16 protein-coding genes and 3 tRNA genes are annotated in these 20,601 nt (G+C 69.8%); 12 read left to right on the forward strand and 7 right to left on the reverse strand.

Translation table 11 applies throughout. The features are described 5' to 3' along the window. Positions 1 to 14 precede the first annotated feature (14 nt). The gene (gene miaA, locus D187_RS43640) at positions 15 to 923 is read left to right on the forward strand and encodes a tRNA (adenosine(37)-N6)-dimethylallyltransferase MiaA (RefSeq protein WP_002621011.1); all 909 of its coding nucleotides are present in this window, start codon (positions 15 to 17) and stop codon (positions 921 to 923) included. Here the strand turns inward: miaA and D187_RS43645 are convergent. From D187_RS43645 to D187_RS43655, 3 genes are all read right to left on the reverse strand, one after another. Further along, positions 911 to 2,635, reverse strand: a complete 1,725-nt coding sequence (locus D187_RS43645; protein WP_002621012.1) for a response regulator — start codon at positions 2,633 to 2,635, stop codon at positions 911 to 913. The genes miaA and D187_RS43645 overlap by 13 nt on opposite strands. 55 nt (positions 2,636 to 2,690) lie before the next feature. After that, positions 2,691 to 3,656 (reverse strand): GGDEF domain-containing response regulator, encoded by a 966-nt coding sequence (locus D187_RS43650; protein WP_043434719.1) that lies wholly within the window; start codon positions 3,654 to 3,656, stop codon positions 2,691 to 2,693. A gap of 328 nt (positions 3,657 to 3,984) precedes the next feature. Beyond that, positions 3,985 to 4,731, reverse strand: a complete 747-nt coding sequence (locus D187_RS43655) for a tetratricopeptide repeat protein (protein ID WP_002621014.1) — start codon at positions 4,729 to 4,731, stop codon at positions 3,985 to 3,987. A gap of 93 nt (positions 4,732 to 4,824) precedes the next feature. Here D187_RS43655 and D187_RS43660 point away from each other — a divergent pair. From D187_RS43660 to D187_RS43685, 6 genes are all read left to right on the forward strand, one after another. Further along, a tRNA-Leu gene (locus tag D187_RS43660) sits at positions 4,825 to 4,910 on the forward strand. An 83-nt stretch (positions 4,911 to 4,993) separates the two neighbouring features. After that, entirely contained in the window at positions 4,994 to 5,650 is a 657-nt protein-coding gene (locus tag D187_RS43665; RefSeq protein ID WP_002621015.1) for a response regulator, read from the forward strand. After that, complete coding sequence (locus D187_RS43670) at positions 5,647 to 7,047, forward strand: RsmB/NOP family class I SAM-dependent RNA methyltransferase (RefSeq protein WP_002621016.1); 1,401 nt, start codon at positions 5,647 to 5,649, stop codon at positions 7,045 to 7,047. Before D187_RS43665 ends, D187_RS43670 begins: the two co-directional genes overlap by 4 nt. 60 nt (positions 7,048 to 7,107) lie before the next feature. Continuing rightward, positions 7,108 to 7,506, forward strand: coding sequence for a hypothetical protein (locus tag D187_RS43675; protein ID WP_002621017.1), 399 nt, complete (start codon positions 7,108 to 7,110; stop codon positions 7,504 to 7,506). Positions 7,507 to 7,557: 51 nt separating this feature from the next. Further along, positions 7,558 to 7,630 (forward strand) — tRNA-Ala (locus tag D187_RS43680). 74 nt (positions 7,631 to 7,704) lie between these two features. Next, a tRNA-Ala gene (locus D187_RS43685) sits at positions 7,705 to 7,777 on the forward strand. A gap of 197 nt (positions 7,778 to 7,974) precedes the next feature. Here the strand turns inward: D187_RS43685 and D187_RS43690 are convergent. Then, positions 7,975 to 9,084: a polyprenyl synthetase family protein gene (locus D187_RS43690; RefSeq protein ID WP_155893987.1), complete on the reverse strand. Its 1,110-nt coding sequence runs from the start codon at positions 9,082 to 9,084 to the stop codon at positions 7,975 to 7,977. A 367-nt stretch (positions 9,085 to 9,451) separates the two neighbouring features. Continuing rightward, positions 9,452 to 10,375, reverse strand: coding sequence for a class I fructose-bisphosphate aldolase (locus D187_RS43695; RefSeq protein ID WP_002621019.1), 924 nt, complete (start codon positions 10,373 to 10,375; stop codon positions 9,452 to 9,454). Positions 10,376 to 10,594: 219 nt separating this feature from the next. Here D187_RS43695 and D187_RS43700 point away from each other — a divergent pair, with 219 nt between their 5' ends. Further along, on the forward strand, positions 10,595 to 12,124 hold the full coding sequence (locus tag D187_RS43700; protein ID WP_306413599.1) for a TolC family protein: 1,530 nt from the start codon (positions 10,595 to 10,597) through the stop codon (positions 12,122 to 12,124). Between the two features lie 76 nt (positions 12,125 to 12,200). Continuing rightward, a complete protein-coding gene (locus D187_RS43705; protein WP_002621021.1) occupies positions 12,201 to 12,767 on the forward strand; it encodes an MlaC/ttg2D family ABC transporter substrate-binding protein in 567 nt (188 codons plus the stop codon). Positions 12,768 to 12,820: 53 nt separating this feature from the next. Here the strand turns inward: D187_RS43705 and D187_RS43710 are convergent, their stop codons facing one another. Continuing rightward, positions 12,821 to 14,005 carry a GNAT family N-acetyltransferase gene (locus tag D187_RS43710; protein ID WP_002621022.1) on the reverse strand — a complete coding sequence of 395 codons (1,185 nt, stop codon included), beginning with the start codon at positions 14,003 to 14,005 and terminating at the stop codon, positions 12,821 to 12,823. Positions 14,006 to 14,011: 6 nt separating this feature from the next. Continuing rightward, positions 14,012 to 15,553: an aminotransferase class I/II-fold pyridoxal phosphate-dependent enzyme gene (locus D187_RS43715; RefSeq protein WP_002621023.1), complete on the reverse strand. Its 1,542-nt coding sequence runs from the start codon at positions 15,551 to 15,553 to the stop codon at positions 14,012 to 14,014. A 384-nt stretch (positions 15,554 to 15,937) separates the two neighbouring features. Between D187_RS43715 and D187_RS43720 the strand changes: the two genes are divergently transcribed. The 3 genes from D187_RS43720 to D187_RS43730 are packed head-to-tail and all read left to right on the forward strand — an operon-like array spanning position 15,938 to position 20,594. Beyond that, the gene (locus D187_RS43720; protein WP_002621026.1) at positions 15,938 to 18,439 is read left to right on the forward strand and encodes an efflux RND transporter permease subunit; all 2,502 of its coding nucleotides are present in this window, start codon (positions 15,938 to 15,940) and stop codon (positions 18,437 to 18,439) included. Continuing rightward, positions 18,436 to 19,383 (forward strand): phosphatase PAP2 family protein, encoded by a 948-nt coding sequence (locus tag D187_RS43725; protein WP_002621028.1) that lies wholly within the window; start codon positions 18,436 to 18,438, stop codon positions 19,381 to 19,383. Before D187_RS43720 ends, D187_RS43725 begins: the two co-directional genes overlap by 4 nt. A 17-nt stretch (positions 19,384 to 19,400) precedes the next feature. After that, positions 19,401 to 20,594: an aminotransferase class I/II-fold pyridoxal phosphate-dependent enzyme gene (locus D187_RS43730; protein ID WP_043434361.1), complete on the forward strand. Its 1,194-nt coding sequence runs from the start codon at positions 19,401 to 19,403 to the stop codon at positions 20,592 to 20,594. The last annotated feature ends 7 nt before the right edge of the window (positions 20,595 to 20,601 follow it).

The following is a 20,601-nucleotide window of genomic DNA, read 5'->3' on the forward strand; positions in this document are numbered from 1 at the left end:
GGGCCCGAGCGCCGATGAAGCCCTTGCTCACCGTCATCGCCGGCCCCACCGCCTCGGGGAAGACCGCGCTCGCCGTGGAGCTCGCCCTGCGGCACGGGGGAGAAATCATCGGCGCGGACTCGCAGCAGGTGTACCGCGCGTTCGACATCGGCACCGCCAAGCCCTCGGCCGAGGAGCTCGCCGCGGTGCCCCATCACCTCGTCTCCGTGGTGGAGCCGCTCGAGCCCTTCTCCGCCGCCGAGTACCAGCGCCGGGCGGACGCGGCCATCGCGGACATCGCCTCCCGGGGGCGGCGGGTGTTCGTCGTGGGCGGCACGGGCATGTACCTGCGGATTCTCCTGCATGGGCTCGTGGAGGCGCCCGGCGCGGATCCCCAGTTGCGCGCCGAGCTGGAGGCGCTCGCCGCCGCCGAGGGCCGCGAGGCCGTGCACCGCCAGCTCGCCGAGGTGGATCCGGAGACGGCCGCGAAGCTGCCTCCGCAAGATCTGGTGCGCGTCATCCGGGCGCTGGAGATCCACCGCCAGACGGGCCGGCCCGCCTCCGAGTTCCGCCGGGAGCATGCCTTCGCCCCGAGCCGCTATCCCTTCCGGATGTACGTGCTCTCACCGCCGCGCGAGGCGCTGTACGAGGCCATCGACCGGCGTACGGAGGCGCTGTTCGAGCGGGGCCTGGTGGAGGAGGTGCGTGGGCTCATCGCCCGGGGGTATGCCGAGGCGGCGCCCATGCGCAGCGTGGGCTACGCGCAGGCGAAGGCGGTGGTGGAGGGCCAGCTCTCGCTCGAGCGGGCGCGAGAGCTGGTGGCCCAGGAGACGCGCCGCTACGCCAAGCGGCAGCTCACGTGGTTCCGCAAGGAGCCCGGGGCGCTCTTCGTGGAGCCGCCCTATGACGCGGTGAGGGCCGCCGAGGCGCCTCAGGAGGCGTAGCGCCCCGTCTCCCCGGCCGCGTCGTGCGGCGCCTCGGCGGAAGCGGACGAGGTGTCGGGCACCAGGCCCATGAGCTGGCGCAGCAGGCGCTCGGGATCCACGGGCTTGGGCAGGAAGGCCTCGGCGCCGGCGTCGAGCGCGCGCTGGCGCACGTGGGGCCGGTTCATCCCGCTCATGACCACCACGCGCGTGTCCCGCGTGAGCGGGTGTTGCTTGAGCCCCTCGCACAGCCGCAGTCCGTCCACCCAGTGCAGCACCACGTCCAGGAGGATGGCGGTGGGAGGCCGCCGGGCCACCGCGCAGAACAGGGCCAGCTCGTCGGCGAAGGCCACCACGTGGGCGCCCGTGGACTCGAGCAGCTGCGTCATGGCCTCGCGCTGATCCGGATCGTCGTCCACGATGTAGTAGAGGTCCGGCTCCATGGTGGGAATCGTCGTGGGCAGGGGCTCCACGGCGGTGCGCACCCAGGAGGACATCGTCTCGCGGATGCCGGCCCAGCGCGCCACGGACAGCAGCACCTGGGGCGAGGGGGCGGGAAGGCCCAGCACGCCCGAGCCGACGGTGCCCGCCGCGGCGACGCGGTGGCGGGCGGTGAGGAAGGCCTGGGGAGCGCGGCGTCCGGCGCGGCGCAGCCAGGTCACGGCGCGCGCACCCGCGGCCGCGTCATCCAGCAGATCCCCCAGGCCGTCGCGCACGTACCGGCGCTCCAGGGCGGGGGCCTCCAGGCCCGCGTCCAGCAGGGCCACGGCGGCGCGGCTGCACGAGGCGAGGGTGTCCGACAGGCCCACCTGGAGCGGGTGGCCGAACGCGGCCGCGCCCACCACGAGCTGTCCGGGCGCCACCAGCAAGCGGCCCGGCCCGTAGGGCAGGCGCGTGGTCTCCAGGGCGAGCAGCTCGAAGCCCTCCTCCACGAGCCCGTCGCGGGCGGCCATCATCAACGCCTGGCACAGGTCCGCCGGCGTCACCGCGGGGCCATAGGCGAGCGCGTACACCGAGTGGGCGCCCGGCAGGAGGACGAGCCCATCCACGGAGGGCAGGGGAGACATCCACAGCCGGGCGAGCGGCGGGGGCCCCATGCGGGGCGAGGGCAGCCGCAGGCGCGCCTGCACGGCGGCCACGGAGGGAGCGGGCTGGAAGCCCGGGAAGAAGGAGTCGCCGAGCGACGCGCCCGCGCCCGTGGCGAGGGCCACCGCGTGGAAGCGCTCGCCACTGCCCTGGGCGCGCACCACGAGGGGACCATTCTTGCGCACCGCCGCCGGGGCATCCGGCGCCGAGGGCAGGTGCTCGACGCGCTCGACGCGCCGGGGCACGAAGCGCGCGCCCTGGGCGGTGGCCGCGCCCGCGAGCGCCTCGCGCACCAGCGTCAGCCCGCCCTGGCCCTGCGGCCACGCATCCACCACCCACAGGCCCCCGGCCGACGCGGGCATCACCTCGCGCTGGCCATGGGAGAGCAGCTCCACGCCGCGCAACTCATGGGCGCGCCACTCCTGGGGCACGCGGGCGCCGAGCGCGGCCAGGCGCGAGCGGCACTCGGGCGTGAGGATGGCGGGGGGCGCCACGGAGTCCGGGTCTCCGCTCTCGTACACGCGCACGTCGAGCGCGCACCCTCGGGCCCGTCCATTGAAGATCAGCGAAGCGGCGAGTCCCGCTCCGGCGATCCCCCCACCGACGATGGCCACCCGTGATCCACTCGCCAGCCTGCTGCCGCTCATCCGCGCCCTCGCTCCACCGTCCATCGCGACCTCTGGGGGGTAGTGAAACCGTCTGTCAGTGCCGTTGTGCTGCCTTGGGGGACGTCAGGTCCGAGCCGCCGTACACCACCACGCGATCCCGGCCCTCGCGCTTGGCTTCGTAGAGCGCCGCGTCCGCGGCCCTCAGCAACTCGTCGGTGCACGTGCGCGGCTGGGCGGGGGAGTGATCCGCGATGCCCACGCTCACGCTCAACCCGAAGGGGGCGGGCCGGCCGTCGCTGCGCGTGATCTTCACCGTGCGCAGGCCCGCGCGGATGCGCTCGGCGAGCACCGCCGCCTCGGCGGCCGTCTGGTGGGGCAGCAGCGCCACGAACTCATCGCCGCCGAAGCGCGCCGCGAAGTCCACCTCGCGCAGGTTGGTGCGCAGCAGGTTGGCGAGCGCCAGGATGGCGCGGTTGCCCACCTCATGGCCCATGCCGTCGTTGATGGCCTTGAGGTGATCCAGATCGATGACCACCACGGACATCGGGTAGTCGTAGCGGCTCGAGCGCTTGAACTCCTCGTCCAGGCGCATGGACAGCGCCCGGAAGTTGGCCAGGCCCGTGAGCGCGTCCGTCTGGGCCATGGCCTTGAGCCGCTGCTGCTGCTCGCTCTGGCGCAGCGCCCGGTTGATGCGGGCCATCAACTCGCGCGCGCTCGCCGGCTTGTGCACGAAGTCCACCGCGCCCAGCTCCAGGCAGCGCTCGAGCGTGCCCTCGTCCGAGTCCCCGGTGATGAAGATGACGGGCACGGACTCGGTGGCGCGCTCGTGCTGGAGCGACTCGAGCACGGCCAGGCCATCCTCGCCGCTCTCCAGAAAGCGATCCAGGAGGATGAGATCCGGGTGCTGCTCCCGGGCGAGCTCCACTCCGGACTGGCCGTCGCTGGCGCTCAGGACTCGGTAGCGGGCCGAGAGCAACTCCGTCAGGCTGTCGCGGGTGCCCGCATCATCCTCCACGACCAGGATCAGGGGCATTTCTCCGTGTCGGTCGCGCTGCCGCATGCTCTGCTCCGCTTCCTGCGCCTGGCCCTGGAATCCGGAGTGCGTGTCCCGAGCGAACCGCTCGGAGGCCTCGCCTGCCCGCTCTTCCTCCGCCGCCCTGCCCATGTCCTCCATCACCCAAGACCCCCGGCCGCCTGCTGATCCCCGGGGATTTTCTTCTCCGGGGATGGACAACCCAGGAGCAAGGGCCGTGCCGCTCAACCGTCCCGATTCCGGACCGTGATTCCGGGGGTTTGCGATCAGCACGTGGGCCGCCTGGCGGCGGGATAGGCAAGAGTTGCAGCATTACCTGGAATGCGGTCCGGTAGGAATTCCCGGAAGGGAGGGGTCAGCGTCGGGGATTGAACTGCACGCGCCGCCCCCCGCCACCCCCCATGATTTGAGGGGGAGGGGTCTCCAGCCCGAACTGCCACCACATGGGCTCGTAGGGTTTCATCTTCAATTTCTTGTCGTTCTGAAGGGCCGACAAGCTGCTCTTGAGCTTTTCGTCGGAGGGGTTGGCCTCGACCGCCCGCCCGAGCACCTTGAGAGCGCCGTCCTTGTCCTTGTTCTGCAGGAGGCACCAGGCGTAGACGGCCCACACCACGGACTCCTTCTTGCCGGAGACGACCGCGGCCTCGAAGGACTTCTTCATGGCGGCGCTGTCCTTCTTCTGGAAGAAGAGGGCGCCCTCCATGGCCTTGGCCAGGTAGTTGCGTGCGCTCGAGCGGGCGAAGTGCCCCTGGGCGCCTTCCAGGTCCTTCGACATGTACTTCAACATTCCAATCTGGGAGTGCACCTCCGCGCCCACGAGGAACTGCCACTTGTCGTAGACGAGACCGGACTCGAGCATCTTGACGGCCCGCTCGAGGCGCGCCTGGGCTTCCTTCTGGCTGGTGGGCTGGCCCTGGAGCTCGCGCTGCACGGCGGCCATGATGGCCTGGAGTTTCTGCCCGATGCGTCGGCCGAGCCAGATGTAGGAGCCCAGGAAGGCGAGGGTGCCCGGGACGAGGGCCGCCCAGATGTTGAAGCCGGCGAACTTGATACCCAAGGTGATGGCGAGGCCCGCACCCAGGGCGATGAGGAGGTTGTACATGGCGCCCGTTTAGCGATCAGCGCGGGGGACCGCAATCTTCGGATGCGTCCGGCGCGGAGTCGCGGTATACGTCTGCCCGTCCCACCCCCAAGGGGCCCTCTGTCGAAATTGGTAGACGAGGCGGACTCAAAATCCGCTGCGGCTGACCCCGCGTCCCGGTTCGAGTCCGGGGAGGGCCATACCTGGGACGTTGTCGCCCAACGAGCAGAAGCACGCCTCCCAGGCGCGGATGACTTCCTGACATGCCCGGCGAGAAGACCCGATGAAGGTGCTGCTGGTGGAGGATGACGCCGGGCTGCGCGAAGGCATGGCGGAACTCATCGCCGAGCAGACCCCGGTGCGCGAGGCGGGCAGTGTGGCCGAGGCCCTGCGGGCGCTGGGAGAGGAGTCCTTCTCCCTGGTCCTCACGGACCTGCGCATCGGCGACAACAGTGGAGGCGGCGGGCGCATCATCCTCGAGGCGGCGCGCAAGCGGCTGCAGCCGGTGGCCATCGTCAGCGCCTCGTCCGCCGACGAAGTGGTGCGGGTGCTGCGGCCCCACGAGCCGGACGCGGTGCTCAACAAGCCCTTCCAGATCGAGGACATGATGCTCCTGGTGGAGCGCTTCGTGCGGTTGCGGCGCGAGGTGGAGCGCCTGGCCGCGGGAGCCGTGCCGCCCGAGGACGCCTGGACGACGGAGCCCACCACGGGCCTGCGGCTGTCGCAGCGGCCGGACGGGGGCTTGTGGATGCGTCTGGCGCCGGGAGCCAACCACCGCTCGCCGGGGGGCCGGGGCCACGCGGCCCTGGTGGTGGAGGGCTCGCTCGAGGTGGATGGCGAGACGCGCGGACGCGATCACTACTTCTTCCTGGCGGCTGGACCGCGCGAGCTGCGCACCCAAGAGGGGTGCCTGGCCGTCTCACTCCCCGTGGACGCGTGAGTCTCTGGCCCGACACCTTCCTGGACGAGGCGCACCTGGGGCGGCCCTCACGGCGCGCGGCGACCGCGGCGCTCGAGGCCCACCTGTCCGTGCTCAAGGGCGAGCCCCTCAAGCTCTCGCTCGCCGAGGCCCTCAAGGACGCGGGGGGGCTGGGGGGCCAGGAGCGGCGCTTCACCGCGCTGGCGGTGCGCGAGCTGTCCCGGCACCAACGGCTGTTGGATCTGGCGGCGCGCACGCTGGGCCACGCGCCGAGCAAGATTGGGCTGCTGGAGGATCAGGCGCTGGTGCGCTACGTGCTCTGGCGGCGGCTCTTCTGTGGCGCCAACTGGGCGCGCATCGGCCCCGAGGTGAAGCTGCCCGGCCCCGTGCGCCCGCGCACCCTCAAGGATGATTTCCTCGAGCGGGTGGTGCAGTCGCCGCTCGCCGAGCCTCCCTTGCCGGAGTCCGTTCCGGAGCGTCTGGCGACGCGCTACTCCTTTCCCACCTGGCTGGTGCTGCGCCTGGCCGAGCTGCATCCGGAGCCCGTGCTGGAGGCGATGCTGGCGGCGCTGGACGAGGAGCCCTCGCTGCACCTGCGCGCGCGCCCCACGGGCAGCCGCGACGAGGTGCTCGCGCGGCTGGCGGAGGAGGGCGTGGCGGCGGAGCCGGTGGCGCTGGCGCCGGGCGCGGTGCGCATCGCCGAGGCAAGCCACAAGATCTTCGAGACGCGGGTGATGCGCGAGGGGCGCCTGCAGGTGCAGGACGTGGGCAGCCAGCTCATCGTCGAGGCGTGCCGTCCCCTCCCCATCATTGACGAGGGGGGGAAGGGGGGCTCGCTCGCGGGGTGGACGGTGGCGGACGTGTGCGCGGGGGCGGGAGGCAAGACGCTCGCGCTGGCGGACGAGGTGGGCAAGGCGGGACGGGTGGTGGCCGGAGATCGCTCGCGCCGCCGGCTGGCGCACGCGCGCGAGCGGGCCCGGGAGCTGTCCCTGCGCCACGTGTCCTTTCCGCACCCGCTGCCCCTGGAGTCGGCGGACGTGGTGCTGGTGGACGCGCCGTGCAGCGGCACGGGCTCGCTGGCGCGCGAGCCGGATCAGAAGTGGAAGCTCAGCGCCAAGGCCGTGGCGGAGTTCCACACGACGCAGCTCGAGCTGCTGTGCGAGCTGGCGCCCCAGGTGAAGCCCGGCGCGCTGGTGGTGTACGCCACGTGCTCGCTGCTGCCGGAGGAGAACGACACGGTGGTGCGCGACTTCCTCGCCCGACAGTCCGGCTTCAGCCTGGAGCCCCTGGCGCCCGTCTTCGGCCCCGAGCGGGCGGCCCTGCTGTGCGACGGTCCCTTCCTGCGTGCCCTGCCGCCGCGGGTGCCGGGGGGCGGCTTCTTCGCCGCCCGGCTGCGCAAGGGGCCGGGGCCGGGTTGACAGTCCGGTCGCGCGCACGCTACGCAGGAAAACCCCCTCTTTCCGCGAGGTTCGCGCCCGGTGGCAGCCGACCCCAAGCAGTCCGAAGCCCTGCGACAGATCCAATCGGCGTTCGAGTCCGCCCAGCAGAAGATGAGCGAGCTGCGCAAGCAGGTGGAGACGCACTCCGCGCTGGCGCAGGCGAAGACGCGGAGTGACTTGCTCCAGCAGGAGAAGGATCGGGTGCTGCGCGATCTGGGCGAGGCCGTCTTCAAGCAGGTGCAGAAGGGCCGCCTGGAGTTGCCCTCCTCGTTCGCCCCCCTGCTCAAGGCGATGGAGCAGGTGCAGCTCAAGGTCGAGGCCCAGTCGCGGGAGATCAGCGATCTGCTCCAGGAAGGGGAGGAAGCGGCCCAGCGCCTGAAGCAGAAAAACAGCGGGTCCGCGCATTCGGGAGTAGCGACCCGCACGAAGAAGTTGTAGAAGAGCGCCGCTTTCGACGGCGGCCACTCCCCAGGTGGCCACTCGCGTTGTGGGGCTATAGCTCAGCTGGGAGAGCGCTTGAATGGCATTCAAGAGGTCATCGGTTCGATCCCGATTAGCTCCACTGGAAGAAGAGACGAGGCCCGGCGGTCACCCCTTCGGGCCTCGTCTCCCTCCGTCGATGGCAACAGAAGATGAGGGGCTATAGCTCAGCTGGGAGAGCGCTTGAATGGCATTCAAGAGGTCATCGGTTCGATCCCGATTAGCTCCACAACGTGAAAGGCCCACCCGGTGAAAATCGGGTGGGCTTTTTGCTTTTCACGCCTCGTGAAGCTCGCGTGGCCCTCACGAGCGCACCGGCTCGAGCCCGGTGGGCCCCATGACGTGAAAAAGCCCACCCGATGAAAATCGGATGGGCTTTTGCTTTTCCGCCTCGTGAGAGGCCGCCCGGAAGCGGCCCGGCCCTGCTCAGGCCTCGCGGATCATCAGCATCTGCAGCAGATCACGCAGCATCTGCTTGAGACCGCCGGCCTCGGGCAGGGTCTGCAGGATGCGCGCGGCGGCGTTGGTGGAGCGCTCGATGATGCGCTCGGTGGCGGAGCGCCCGCCGTGGATCTCCACCAGCTCGCGGGCGCGCTGCAGCATCGTCTCGTCCTTGGGGCCGGGGATGCAGAGCGTCTCCATCTCCTGGCGGGCCTCGGGCGTGGCGCGCAGGTAGGCGGCCAGCAGCGGGAAGGTGCGCTTGCCCTGCGCCAGGTCCGAGTCGGTGGGCTTGCCCACCACCGAGGACTGTCCGTACAGCCCCAGCAGATCGTCCCGCAGCTGGTAGGCCGTGCCCACGTAGCGGCCGAAGCGCTCCAGCTTGTTGATGATCTCCGGCGCCGAGCCGGACAGCATGGCCCCGCAGACCAGCGGCGCGGTGAAGCCGTAGAGCGCCGTCTTCAGGTAGGCCACGCGCAGCGCGTTGTAGATGGACAGCTCGGCCAGGGGCTGGTGCGGCAGCCGGATGTCCATGTACTGCCCGGCGGCGGTGTAGCGGCACACCTTGAGGAAGTAGCGCGTGGCCACGTCCGCTTCCGGCAGGTTGCAGCCCAGCATCACTTCCAGCGAGCGCCCGTAGAGGTGATCTCCGATGACGATCGCCAGGTTCTCGCCCAGGCGCCCCTCGCCGAGCATCTTGTGCAGCGCCGCGCCTCCGCGGCGGGTGTCGGCCTGATCCGCGACGTCGTCGTGGATGAGCATGAAGGTATGGAGCAGCTCGGTGGCCGCCGCGAACCGCCACAGCCCCGAGGGGGCGCGCGTGTCACCCCGACCCAGCGCGTAGCCCACCAGCACCAGGGCCGGCCGGATGCGCTTGGAGGGCCGCAGGCTGTAGCTGCGCACCTGCTCGAGCACCTTGTTCCACGCGGGATCCAGATGGCGTTCGTCCTCCAGCTCCAGGATCTGATGCAACACGACCTGGGTCTGGTACTGGACCGTCTTCGCCCACGACGTGAAGTCAACGGGGGAGGGGGGAGCCTGCTGCTGCTGCTCCGCCGCCGGCGCCTCGGCCTGGGTAGAAGACTTCCGCTCTTTCATGACCGAGTAGGGTGCACTCGAGGTTCCGCGCGTCGGCATTGTATCTTGCACTGCGGCCACCAGCGTCAGCATGTAGAACCTCCGGGGCGGACTTCGGGGATCAAGCTCGCCCCTCGGACATTCCTCGATATTTTACTATCAGAAAAATTTTCTTCGAGCAAACAACTTCTTCCGAAGGAAGGAATACTGCTGCTGAAATCGGCAAGGAAGAGCCCCGCTGTGGAAACGTAGCTTGGGTCACGCAATACCCGTGAGGTTCTTTCAGCGGCGGACGTTTCCCCGCTCCCGGAACGAACAAGCGGCCGAGCCCTCGAGGAGCCGCGGCCGCTTGGGTGTGGGCCCGAGTGAGCCTGAGTGGGGAACTGACTCAGGGGGCGTTCTTGAAGATGGCCATCACGTCCTTGAGCAGCTTGACGGACTCGGCATGGGGGCGCTGGAAGGCGTTGCGGCCCATGATGGAGCCGAAGCCGCCGCCGGCGGCGATCTGACGGATCTCCTCGAGCAGGTCCTCGGTCTTCTTGGACTCGCCGCCGGAGAAGATGACGATGCGCTTGCCGTTGAAGGCGGACTTCACCACGTCGCGGATGCGGTCGGCCATGGTGGCGGTGGGGATCTTGTACTGCTCGTAGACCTTCTTGGCCTCGGCCTGCTCGAGGAAGTCCTGGGGCGGCTTGACCTTGATGATGTGCGCGCCGAGCTGGGCGCTGATCTGCGCCGCGTAGGAGATGACGTCGATGCCCGTCTCGCCCTGCTTGCTCATGTTGCCGCGCGCGTACGCCCACACGATCGTGGGCAGGCCGTAGTCCTTGGCCTCGGCGATGATCTCCCGGAGATCCTCGTACATGGTGTTGCGCGCCCCGGAGCCCGGGTAGATGGTGTAGCCCACCGCGGTGCAGCCCAGGCGCACGGCGTCACGCACCGAGGAGGTGATGGCGGAGATGGGGTAGTCCGTCTTGGCCAGCGTGTCCGAGTTGTTCAGCTTGAGCACGAGCGGGATCTCGCCCATGTACTTGCCGGCCACCGCCTCCAGGAAGCCCAGGGGCGCGGCGTAGGCGTTGCAGCCCGAGTCGATGGCGAGCTGGATGTGATAGTCCGGATCATAGCCGGCCGCGTTGGGTGCGAAGGAGCGCGCCGGGCCGTGCTCGAAGCCCTGATCCACGGGCAGGATGACCAGCTTGCCGGTGCCCGCGAGCGTACCGGTGTTGAGCAGGCGGGCCAGGTTGGCCAGCGTGCCGGGGTTGTCGGACGGGTACCACGAGAGGATCTGCTTGACGCGATCGGTGTACGCCATGGGGTTCCTCGATAGGGGGCTCGACGCCCCGGGACTTGAATAGGCGGCGCGGATTCTTCCCACGCGAACGGCCCGCAACCAAGCGGATCATTCATTTCTTCGTCGCTCTGGTGTCTCTCTGCGGGAACGATTCAGCCTCCCGGGAATTCCAGGCGGGAGATGCCGCGCCGCGTCGAGCCGGATCCAGGGTATTCACGGGGCAACGGAGGGAAGTCCGTGGTGGAACGCAGGACATCGCGACGTGTCATGGGGCTGGGGTGGGTGCTCACCGCGACGTTGGCGGGAGCGCAGGTAGCGCCACCGCCCACCGCGCCCCCGGCGGTGCCCGTGCCCAACGGGCAGGTGGAGTCTCCCGCGGCGCCGGAGCTCATCCCCCAGGTGGGCGAGGCGGCGGAGCAGTCCGTGCCCGACGAGGGTCCGTCCTCGGCGCCCGGCGAGGTGAAGCGCACGCCGCTCACGCTGGAGCAGCTCGTGCGGCGCGCGCGCGAGCAGGACGCGCGGGTGGAGGCCGCGCGCGCGGAGCTGCGCCGGCTGCACGCGCTGCTGAGCGAGGCGCGCTGGGCGTGGTTTCCCAAGTTCGAGACCCGGGTGGGCCTGGGCGGCCCCATTCCCGAGGCCCGCAACGACGGCCTGGGCGGCCCTCCCACCACCCAGGCCTCGCTGGAGGGGGATCTCGACTTCGGCCGCATGGGCGTGACGGCGTTCGTCGAATCCAACGCCGTGCTGCCGCTCTACACCTTCGGAAAGCTCAAGGCCCTGGAGCAGGCCGCGGAGCAGGGCCCCGTCATCGGCAAGGCGCTCCAGGCGCGCGCCGAGGACGAGGCGGGGTTCCAGGCCGCGCAGGCCTTCTTCGGCTACCAGCTGGCGCGCTCGGGGCTCGCGCAGCTCGAGGAGACCTCCCAGCGGTTGGAGGACGCGGCCGGGCGCATCCAGGAGATGCTGACGGCCCAGTCCGATCAGGTGTCGAGGATGGACCTGTACAAGGTCGGCTACTTCCGCAAGCAGCTCGACGCGCGCCGGGCCCAGGCCGAGCAGGGCCGGCAGCTGGCGCTCGCCGCCATCCGCCTGCTCGCGGGCACCCCCGCGGACGAGCCCGTGGAGGTGGCCGAGGTGGAGCTGGAGCCGGAGGAGGCCGAGGCGCCGCCCGCGCTCGAGCAGGCCCTGGCCACGGCCGAGCGGCAGCGGCCGGAGCTCGCCGGCATCGCCGCGGGCATCCTCGCGCGCGAGAAGGAAGTGTTCATCCGCGAGCGCAGCTTCTATCCGGATCTCGGCCTCGCGGGCTTCCTCACCCTGCGCTTCACGTCGAGCGCCACGCGGCAGCGAGATCCCTTCGCCTACGATCCGTACAACGATCGGGAGGCGGGGGTGGGGCTGGTGGCGCGCTACACCTTCGACATCCCCGTGAAGCAGGCGCAGTTGGATCAATCCCGGGCGGAGCTGGACAAGCTCAAGGCGCAGCAGCGGCTGTTGTTCTCGGCCATCCGCCTGGAGGTGACCCAGGTGCACGGGGCGCTGGTGGCGGCGCGCGATCGCGCCCAGGCCCTCAGCCAGGCCGAGCGGGAAGCGCGGCGCTGGGTGACGGCGGCCCTGAGCGCGTTCGAGCTCGGCACGGGGGGCACGCGGGATCTCATCGAGGCGTTCACGGCGTTCGCCCAGGCGTCGGCCGATCGGGCCCAGAGCTGGCATGACTTCCAGGTGGCCCGGGCCCAATTGGATCGGGTCCTGGGCCGGGTCCCCGGCGCGCCGTGAATAACCCGGCCGCGCGGAGTGTCCTGGCCCTCATCGTCTCACCCTGTTTCACCCCTCAATGCCGGAGCCCCCATCCATGCTCGTCCCCCTGCTCACCGCCGTGCTCCTCACCGCCTCGCCTGGTCCGCTCGAGGTCGTGAAGGAGGGCAACACCAACGTCCAGAAGGTCGCCTCCGCCAAGGCGGCCACCGCGGAGCAGGTCTACCAGGTGGTGGAGCGCTTCGTGGACTTCGGTGAGCTGTCCAAGCGCGCGCTCGGCGAGACGTGGAACAAGCTCACCGCCGCCCAGCGCAAGGACTTCTCCAGCACCATGGAGGGCCTGCTGCGCGCCTCCTACGCCCAGAAGGCGCTCGGCCAGGGCCGCACCCAGGTGCACTACGGCAAGGAGTCCATCGAGGGCAACGAGGCCAGCGTGGACACCACCGTCAACGTCAACCGGGACAAGTACCCGGTGAACTACAAGCTCTATCGCTCGGGCGACCAGGCCGGATGGCGCATCTACGACGTGGTCACCGATGACGTCTCGCTCCTGGACACCTACCAGGAGCAGTTCCGGAAGATCCTCGCCACCAAGGGCTTCGACGGGCTGCTCGCCACGCTCAAGGCCAAGCGGGCGCAGATCGAGAAGACCCTCATTCCCTGAAGCGCGGAGGAGGAGAGGGCAGGGGCCCTTCGACAGGGCCCCCACTCGAGCGATTACAGAGGCTTCTCGTAGACGCGGAAGACCTTGGAGCGCTTGCCGCCCATGGACTCGATGGCCCGGTTGACGAGGTGGTTGTCCTCGAGCGTCCAGGAGATCTCCCCGCCCTCGAAGCCCAGCTCGCGCGCGGTGCGCAGGGTGTCCAGGTAGAGGATGGCGTCCAGGCCCCGGCGCCGGTAGCCCTCGACGGTGCCGAGCAGGATGAGGCGCAGCCGGCGGATCTTGCGCGAGGCCAGCAGGAGCTTGGCGAGCCCGATGGGCAGGCCGAACGTGGTGAGCCGGCCGTTGGCGGCCTTGAGGGCCTCGTTGGCATCCGGGACGGTGAGGCTGAACGCCACCGGCTCACCCTTGACCTCGCCGATGAGCACCAGCTCCGGGCGCACCATCTGCTTGAGTTCGCGCGCCAGGTTGTCGAACTCGGCCTCGGTCATCGGCACGAAGCCCCAGTTGTTATCCCAGGCCTTGTTGTACATGGCCTTGATGCGGGCCACCTCGCCGTCGAAGTCCTTGAGGTTCACCGGGCGCACGGTGACGCCCTCGCGCTGACGGATCTTCTCCGCCACGCGCGCCACCTTCTCCGGCGGCGGGGTGGAGGAGGACAGCTCCCACGCGTACAGGTCCTTCACCTTGGCGTAGCCGTTGGCCTCGATGAGCGCGGCGTACCAGGGCGGGTTGTACGTCGTCATGATGGCCGGCGGGGTGTTGAACCCCTCGACGAGCAACCCCACCTCGTGGTTGGTCGAGTAGCTCATCGGGCCGATCACCGAGGTGAAGCCCTTGGCGCGCAGCCAGCCCGCCGCGGCCTCGAACAGCGCCCGGGCCACGCCCGCGTCGTTCACGCACTCGAAGAGCCCGAAGAAGCCGACGTTCGTCTTCTGGAACTCGTTGTAGCGCGGGTTGTTCACCGCGGCGATGCGTCCCACCACCTGTCCCTCCCGGCGGGCGAGGAAGAACTCCACCTCGCCGAACTCGAAGAAGGGGTTCTTGCGCGGGTCGATGAAGTCCCGGCGCTCCATCTCCAGGTGGGGCACCCAGTTCGGATCCCCCCGGTAGATGGTGTAGGGGAAGCGGATGAAGGCCGTGCGCTCCGCCGAGGTGCGCACGGGCGTCACCTCCACGTTGGCGGGGAGGGGAGGCAGGGGAGTGCTGCCTGCTGCGGTGGACGGTTCGGCGGCGGCCATGGGTGACTAGCTCCTGTCTTCGCGACCGTTGCGGATGAAGAGGTTGGCGCCCTTCTCCAGCAAGAGCCCGGGGATGTTCGCGCGCTTCTCCCACAGCTTCATCGGCATCTGCCCGAGCTTGCGCAGATCCTCGGACTGGAGGTTGGCGGCGCGCCAGGTGAGCGTCTCCACCGCGTCGAACAACCGGCCGGCCACCTCGCGCGAGGACATGCGCGAGAGCTGATCCAGCGAGAAGCCGTTGGGGGCGAGCTCCCCGGCGGCGGCGGCGGCCCACTTGTCCGACGCCTTGTTGTTGCGCACGAGGGTGTGGGGACGGGCGATCTGCACCGGCGTGTAGCTGGAGGGCCGCGTCTGGGGGATGACGTCCATCTTCTTGCCAATCTGCTCGAAGATGTCGAGCACCCGGTCGAGCTGCTCGTCGGTGTGCGTGGCCATGTAGCTGGTGCGGATGAGCGCGTGGCCCGGCTCCACCGCGGGCGGGATCACGGGGTTGGCGAACACGCCCGCCTCGTGCAGCGCCTTCCAGAAGCGGAAGCACTTGACCTGGTCGCCGATGAGCACCGGCACCACCGGCGTCACCGACACGCCCGTGTCGAAGCCCATGGCGCGGAAGCCGTTGTGCATCTTCTCCGCGATGTCCATCAGGCGCGCGCGCCGCTCGGGCTCGGCCTGGATGATCTCCAACGCCTTGAGCGCGCTCGCCACGGAGGCGGGCGTCATGGACGCGGAGAAGATGACCGAGCGCGACTTGTGGCGCATGTAGTTGATGACGTCCTGGGGCCCGGCGAGCACGCCACCCAGCGACGCGAAGCTCTTGGAGAACGTGCCCATGACCAGGTCCGTCTCCGCCTCCAGGCCGAAGTACTCGGAGGTGCCCCGGCCCTTCTCGCCGAGCACGCCCATGGCGTGCGCGTCATCCGTCATCACCCGCGCGTTGTACTTCTTCGACAGCTCCACGATGCGCGGCAGGTCGCAGATGTCGCCCTCCATGGAGAACACACCGTCGGTGACGATGATGCGTCCCGCCTTGGGCTCCTTCTCCACCGACTGCTGCAGCAGCTGCTCGAGGTGCTCCAGGTCGTTGTGGCGGTACTTGCGCTCGGTGGAGAAGGACAGGCGCACGCCGTCCACCAGCGAGGCGTGGTTCTGCCGGTCCGCGAAGACGATGTCGTGGCGGCCCAGGATGGAGGCCATGGCCAGGTTCGTCTGGAAGCCCGTGGAGATGACGAGCGCCGACTCCCGGTTGAGGAACTTGGCGAACTGGTGCTCCAGCTCCTCGTGCAGCGCGAGCGTGCCGTTGAGCAGCCGCGAGCCCGAGCACGTGGTGCCGTAGCGCTCCACCGCCTTGATCGCCGCTTCCTTCACCCGCGGATCCGCGCTCAGGCCCAGGTAGTTGTTCGAGCCGACCATGATGACGCGGCGGCCTTCGATCTGGACCTCGGTGGCGCCGAAGGACTCCTCGATGGCGCGGAAGTACGGGTAGAGTCCCGTGGCCTTGGCGATGCGGTAGTCGTTCCAGTTGCGGCACTTGTCGAACACGTCACTCATGGCTGTCTTCTCAATCCGGGGCGCACACCGGGGCCGTGGGGTATCCGGGCCTCGCGGCGAGGGTCCTTCTCGGGGGGGGCGGCGTGGCGTCAATATTGAGTCACTTCCCAGGTGTCAAGGCATCGGCCCCTCCCACGGGCTCCCTCCTCGGTGGCCCTCGGTGCCTTCCCACCTCGTGAGAACTCCCACCCGCGCCCCTACCGGGCGTCCGAGTGCGCAAGGGTCTGCACACCCCGACTCGATTGCCCTGGTTGCGGGGGGGCGAGCCCAGGGGTTGGCCGGAAGGTCCGGCGCGGGGAAGGGGTTGGCACGGGAATCGGGAGGCCCGTGACAGGAATCCGGAAGTTTGCTCTTTGAGGGCCTCCACTGGATTGGGGTCAAGGCTTGGCAGAGTCGCATCGACAGCGGTGGTTCGAGACCTTCCTGCGGGCGTCGCTCACGCGGCCCGGGCGGGTGCTCCTCGCGTTCACGCTCCTGGCGCTGGGAGGCGCCCTGCTGGCCGGACGCCTCGAGTTCCGCGGCTCCTTCGTGGAGCTGCTGCCCGAAGAAGCCCGCGAGGTGAAGGATCTCTCGCGCGTGTCGCAGAAGGCCGGCGGCGACGGCTACCTGGTGGTGCGCGCCCAGGGCCTGCCGCCCGAGCAGCTGCGCGCCTTCGCCGGCACGCTGGCCCGCCAGCTCGAGACGCTGCCCGAGGTGCGCTACGTGGAGCACCACTTCGACGTGGGCTTCTTCGAGGAGCGCGGCCTGTGGCTGCTGCCCATCGAGAAGCTGCGCGCGCTGCGCAAGGACGCGGAGGCGCGGTTGCGCTACGAGAAGCAGAAGGCGCTCGCGGTGGACCTGCTCGACGAGCAGGACGCGCCGCCGGACTTCGAGGAGCTCGTGAAGAAGTACAGCCCCGAGGCGCCCATGCGCGAGTACCTCTCCAGCCGGGACGGCACGGAGATGTACCTCATGGTGAAGCCGGACGGCACGGCGGCCGATCTGGTGTTCGCGCAGAAGCTCGTGGATGACGTGCGGCGTGAGTCCGAGCAGCTCGCGCGCGCAACGCCCGGTGTGAAGCTCGACTACGGGGGGGCCTTCCAGGCGCGGTTGGAGGAGGACGCGGTGATGCGCGCGGACCTCACGCGCGCGGGCGTGCTCTCGGCCCTGATGGCGGTGGGCATCATCCTGCTGGCCACGCGGCGGCTGTGGGCGCTGGCCGTGGTGGGAGTGCCCGTGGTGTTCGGCGTGGCGTTCACGTTCGCCTTCGCCGAGCTGGCGATCGGCCACCTCAACATCGTCACGGGCTTCCTGGTGGCCATCCTCATCGGCCTGGGCCTGGAGTACGGCATCCACCTGGCCATGCGCTACTGGGAGGAGCGGCGCGAACTCCCGGTCGCCGAGGCGCTCGCCGCGGCCGTGGGGGGCACCTTCTCCGGCGCGCTCACCTCGGGGCTGACGAACGCGGCGGCCTTCTTCGTGCTCGTGTTCGCCCAGTTCACCGCCTTCCAGCAGTTCGGGCTGCTCGCCGGGGTGGGCGTCCTGCTGGCGGTGCTCAGCGCCTATGCCCTGGGTCCCGCGCTGCTCGTGCTCGCCGAGCGGCTGCGCCCGGGACGCCGGGCGGCGGGGGAGCAGGCCCCCGAGCCGTCCCCGTCGGCCTTCGTGCCCTCCGGCAAGCGCTGGCCCACGTGGGGGGTGGCCAGCATCCTCGTGGCGGTGCTGAGCCTGGCGGCCGGGTCGCTCTACGTGGCGCCCCGCGTGGGCTTCGAGACCGACATGCGCAAGCTCAAGGGTGACTCGCCCACCGTGCGGCTGGACGAGCACATCATCGAGGAGACTGGCACATCGCTCAATCCCGCCATCCTCCTGGTGAAGGACCTGGAGGAGGCCCGGGTGGTGCAGGAGGTCATCCAAGAGGTGAAGCAGCGGCACGGCGCCGACTCGGCCATCAAGATGTCCGCGTCGCTCAATGATCTGCTGCCCCAGGACGTGCCGGCGCACGCCGAGCAGATCGCCGCCATGCGTGCCTCGCTCGACAAGCTGCCCGAGGACGTCCGGGCGGATGCTCGCGTGGTCACCGTGATGAAGATGCTCGAGTCCCAGCCCTACGGGCCCGGCCAGGTGCCCCTGGAGGTGCGGCGCCGCTTCGAGGCGCTCGATGGCAAGGGCTTGTTCCTCCTGCTCCTGCCGTCGGTGTCCAACCACGACACGCGCGAGCTCGCGGCGTGGTCCTCGCAGGTGGGCGAGGTGATCGACGGGGCCCAGGCCCGGGGCGTGGATCTGGCGGTGCTGGACAGCAACCTCATCGCCGCGCGCATCTTCTCCATGGTGCGTGCCGATGGGCCCTTCATCCTCTGGTCGGCCGCGGCGGTGGTGTTCCTCGCGCTGCTCGTCAGCCTGCGCAGCTTCAAGCGCGCCTGCCTGGTGGCCGGGCCACTGTTCCTGGGCATGCTCTGCCTGGCCGGGGGGATGTACCTTTTCGACGTCAAGCTCAACTTCATCAATGCCGTGGTGTTGCCCAACCTGCTCGCCATTGCCGTGGACAACTCGGTGCACCTCTTCCATCGGTACGAGGAGGAGGGGCCGGGATCGCTCGGCCATGTCGTGCGGCACACGGGGCTGGCGGCCGTGGTGGCCACCCTGTCCAACGCGGCGGGGTATGGGGCTTTGTTGATTTCCCACCACGCGGGATTGAGATCGATTGGTCAGATTGCACTTCTGGGCGTCATGTGCACCTTCCTGGGCACCACGGTGTTCTTTCCGGCCCTGCTCGCGTTGCTCGAGCGACACAAGGGCCGGAAGGGTGGTGGTGGGGTCGAGGTTGGGGCGGGTCGGGTTCAGAGCCTGGAAATCGGCGCTCCTTCACGGGAGGTGGCCGTAGAGCCAGGGGAGCGTAAATCTGCGTGAATACAGGGACATTGGAGCGCCGCGTCCTTCCGGACGCGCCTGAGGTTCGGTTCAAGCCCGTCGACGTGGTCATCATCGTCGCCTGTGCGTTTGCCGCCTTCCTGCTCGTGGGGCCCTACAGGTGGGCTCCTGGCGCGGCGACTTCCGCTGTCACCTTCTTCATCTTCGCGCTCGGCCCCCTGGTGCTGCGCACCCTGGAGTCCTACTTCCCCCGCCAGCGCGCGCTCTCCTTTCTGGCCTCCTTCTGGCTGCTGCCCGTGGTGGCCCTGGGCCATGGCGCCATGTGTCCGCTGGTGACCGCCGTCACGCCCGGGCTGCAGGACGCCCAGCTCGCCACCCTGGATCAGCGCCTGTTCGGCGCCCAGGTGTCGGTGGTGCTCGGCCAGCTCTCGCCGGCCTGGCTCACCGAGTTCCTGCTGCTCTGCTACTACGGCTATTTCCTGTGGCCGCTGGTGCTCGGGATGACGCTCTACTTCGCCGGCAAGCGCGAGGCCTTCGACGAGTACCTCCTGGCGCTCAGCCTCTTCTTCGCCTTCAACTTCGTGCTGTACTCGCTCGTGCCGGCCATCGGCCCGCGCTACTTCCTCTATGGCGCCTTTCCCGAGACGCTCCAGGGCCTGTGGCTGACGCCCTACCTGGAATCGGCCATGCGCCAGCCGGGCTTCGCCAAGGACTGCTTTCCCTCGGGCCACACCGGGGCCACGCTCGTGGTGCTGGTGTACGCCCTGCGCTTCGAGCGGCGCGTCTTCCGGGTGATGCTGGTGCCGGGCCTGGGCCTCATCGCGGCGACGCTGGTGGGCCGCTTCCACTACGCCACGGACCTGTTGTGCGCCGTGCCCCTGCTGCTCGGGGTGGTGGGCTTCGCCATGGCCTATACCCGTTCGATGGCGCGGCGCGGAACAGAAGAGCGTCCGGTGGGGATGGACGCTATCGTGCGCTCCTGAGCAAGGGAGCGTGACGCATGAGCAGGCCGGTACTCGCGGGTAGGGTGGCCCCCCTGGGCACCACCGTCTTCTCGGAATTCAGCGCGCTGGCCCTCCAGCACGGAGCGGTGAACCTGGGGCAGGGCTTCCCGGACTTCGATGGGCCCGAGGCCGTCAAGGAGGCCGCGCGCACGGCCATCACCGAGGGCCTCAACCAGTACGCCCCGGGCATTGGCCTGCGCGCGCTGCGCGTGGCCATCGCCGAGCACTCCGCGCGCTTCTACGGCCAGCAGATTGATCCGGACACCATGGTGACCGTCACCAGCGGCGCCACCGAGGCCATCCTCTGCGTGCTGCTGGGGCTGGTGGATCCAGGCGACGAGGTGGTGCTCTTCGAGCCCTTCTACGACTCGTACGACGCCAACATCGCCTTCGTCGGGGCCCGGCCGCGCTACGTGCCGCTGCGCCCCCCGGATGCCACGCATGCCACGTGGTGGTTCGATCGCGACGAGGTGCGCGCGGCGTTCGGCCCCCGCACGCGCCTGCTCATCCTCAATTCGCCCCACAATCCCACCGGCAAGGTGTTCACCCGCGAGGAACTCGAGTTCCTCGGCGGCCTGTGCGCCGAGCATGACGCGCGCGTGCTCTCGGACGAGGTGTACGAGCACATCGTCTTCGGCCCGGCGCGGCACCTGCGCGCCTCCACGCTGCCCGTGCTCGCGGACCGCACGGTGACGGTGAGCAGCGGGGGAAAGACGTTCAGCCTCACCGGCTGGAAGGTGGGGTGGTTCATCGCGCCCCCCGCGCTCAACGACGCCGTGCGGCGCGCGCACCAGTTCGTCACCTTCGCCACCGCCACGCCCCTGCAGGTCGCCATGGCGGCGGCGCTGCGGCTGCCGGACTCGTACTTCCAGGAGCTGAGCCGCGCCTACCACGCCCGGCGCGAGCGCCTGCTCGCGGGCCTCACGCGCGCGGGGCTCGAGGTCCACTCCCCCGAGGGCAGCTACTTCATCCTCGCGGACATCTCCGGACAGGGGCATGGGGACGACGTGGCCTTCTGCCGCCACCTGGTGACGCACGTGGGCGTGGCCGCCATTCCGCCGAGCGTCTTCTACGGGCCCGAGCACCGGCACCTGGGCCGGGGCTTCGCGCGCTTCGCCTTCTGCAAGACCGACGCGGTGCTCGACGAGGCGGCCCGCCGGCTCAAGGAAGGGCTCGCCTCGTCGCGCTGAGGGCTTC

The organism is Cystobacter fuscus DSM 2262 (genome assembly GCF_000335475.2).
Lineage (GTDB): Bacteria > Myxococcota > Myxococcia > Myxococcales > Myxococcaceae > Cystobacter > Cystobacter fuscus.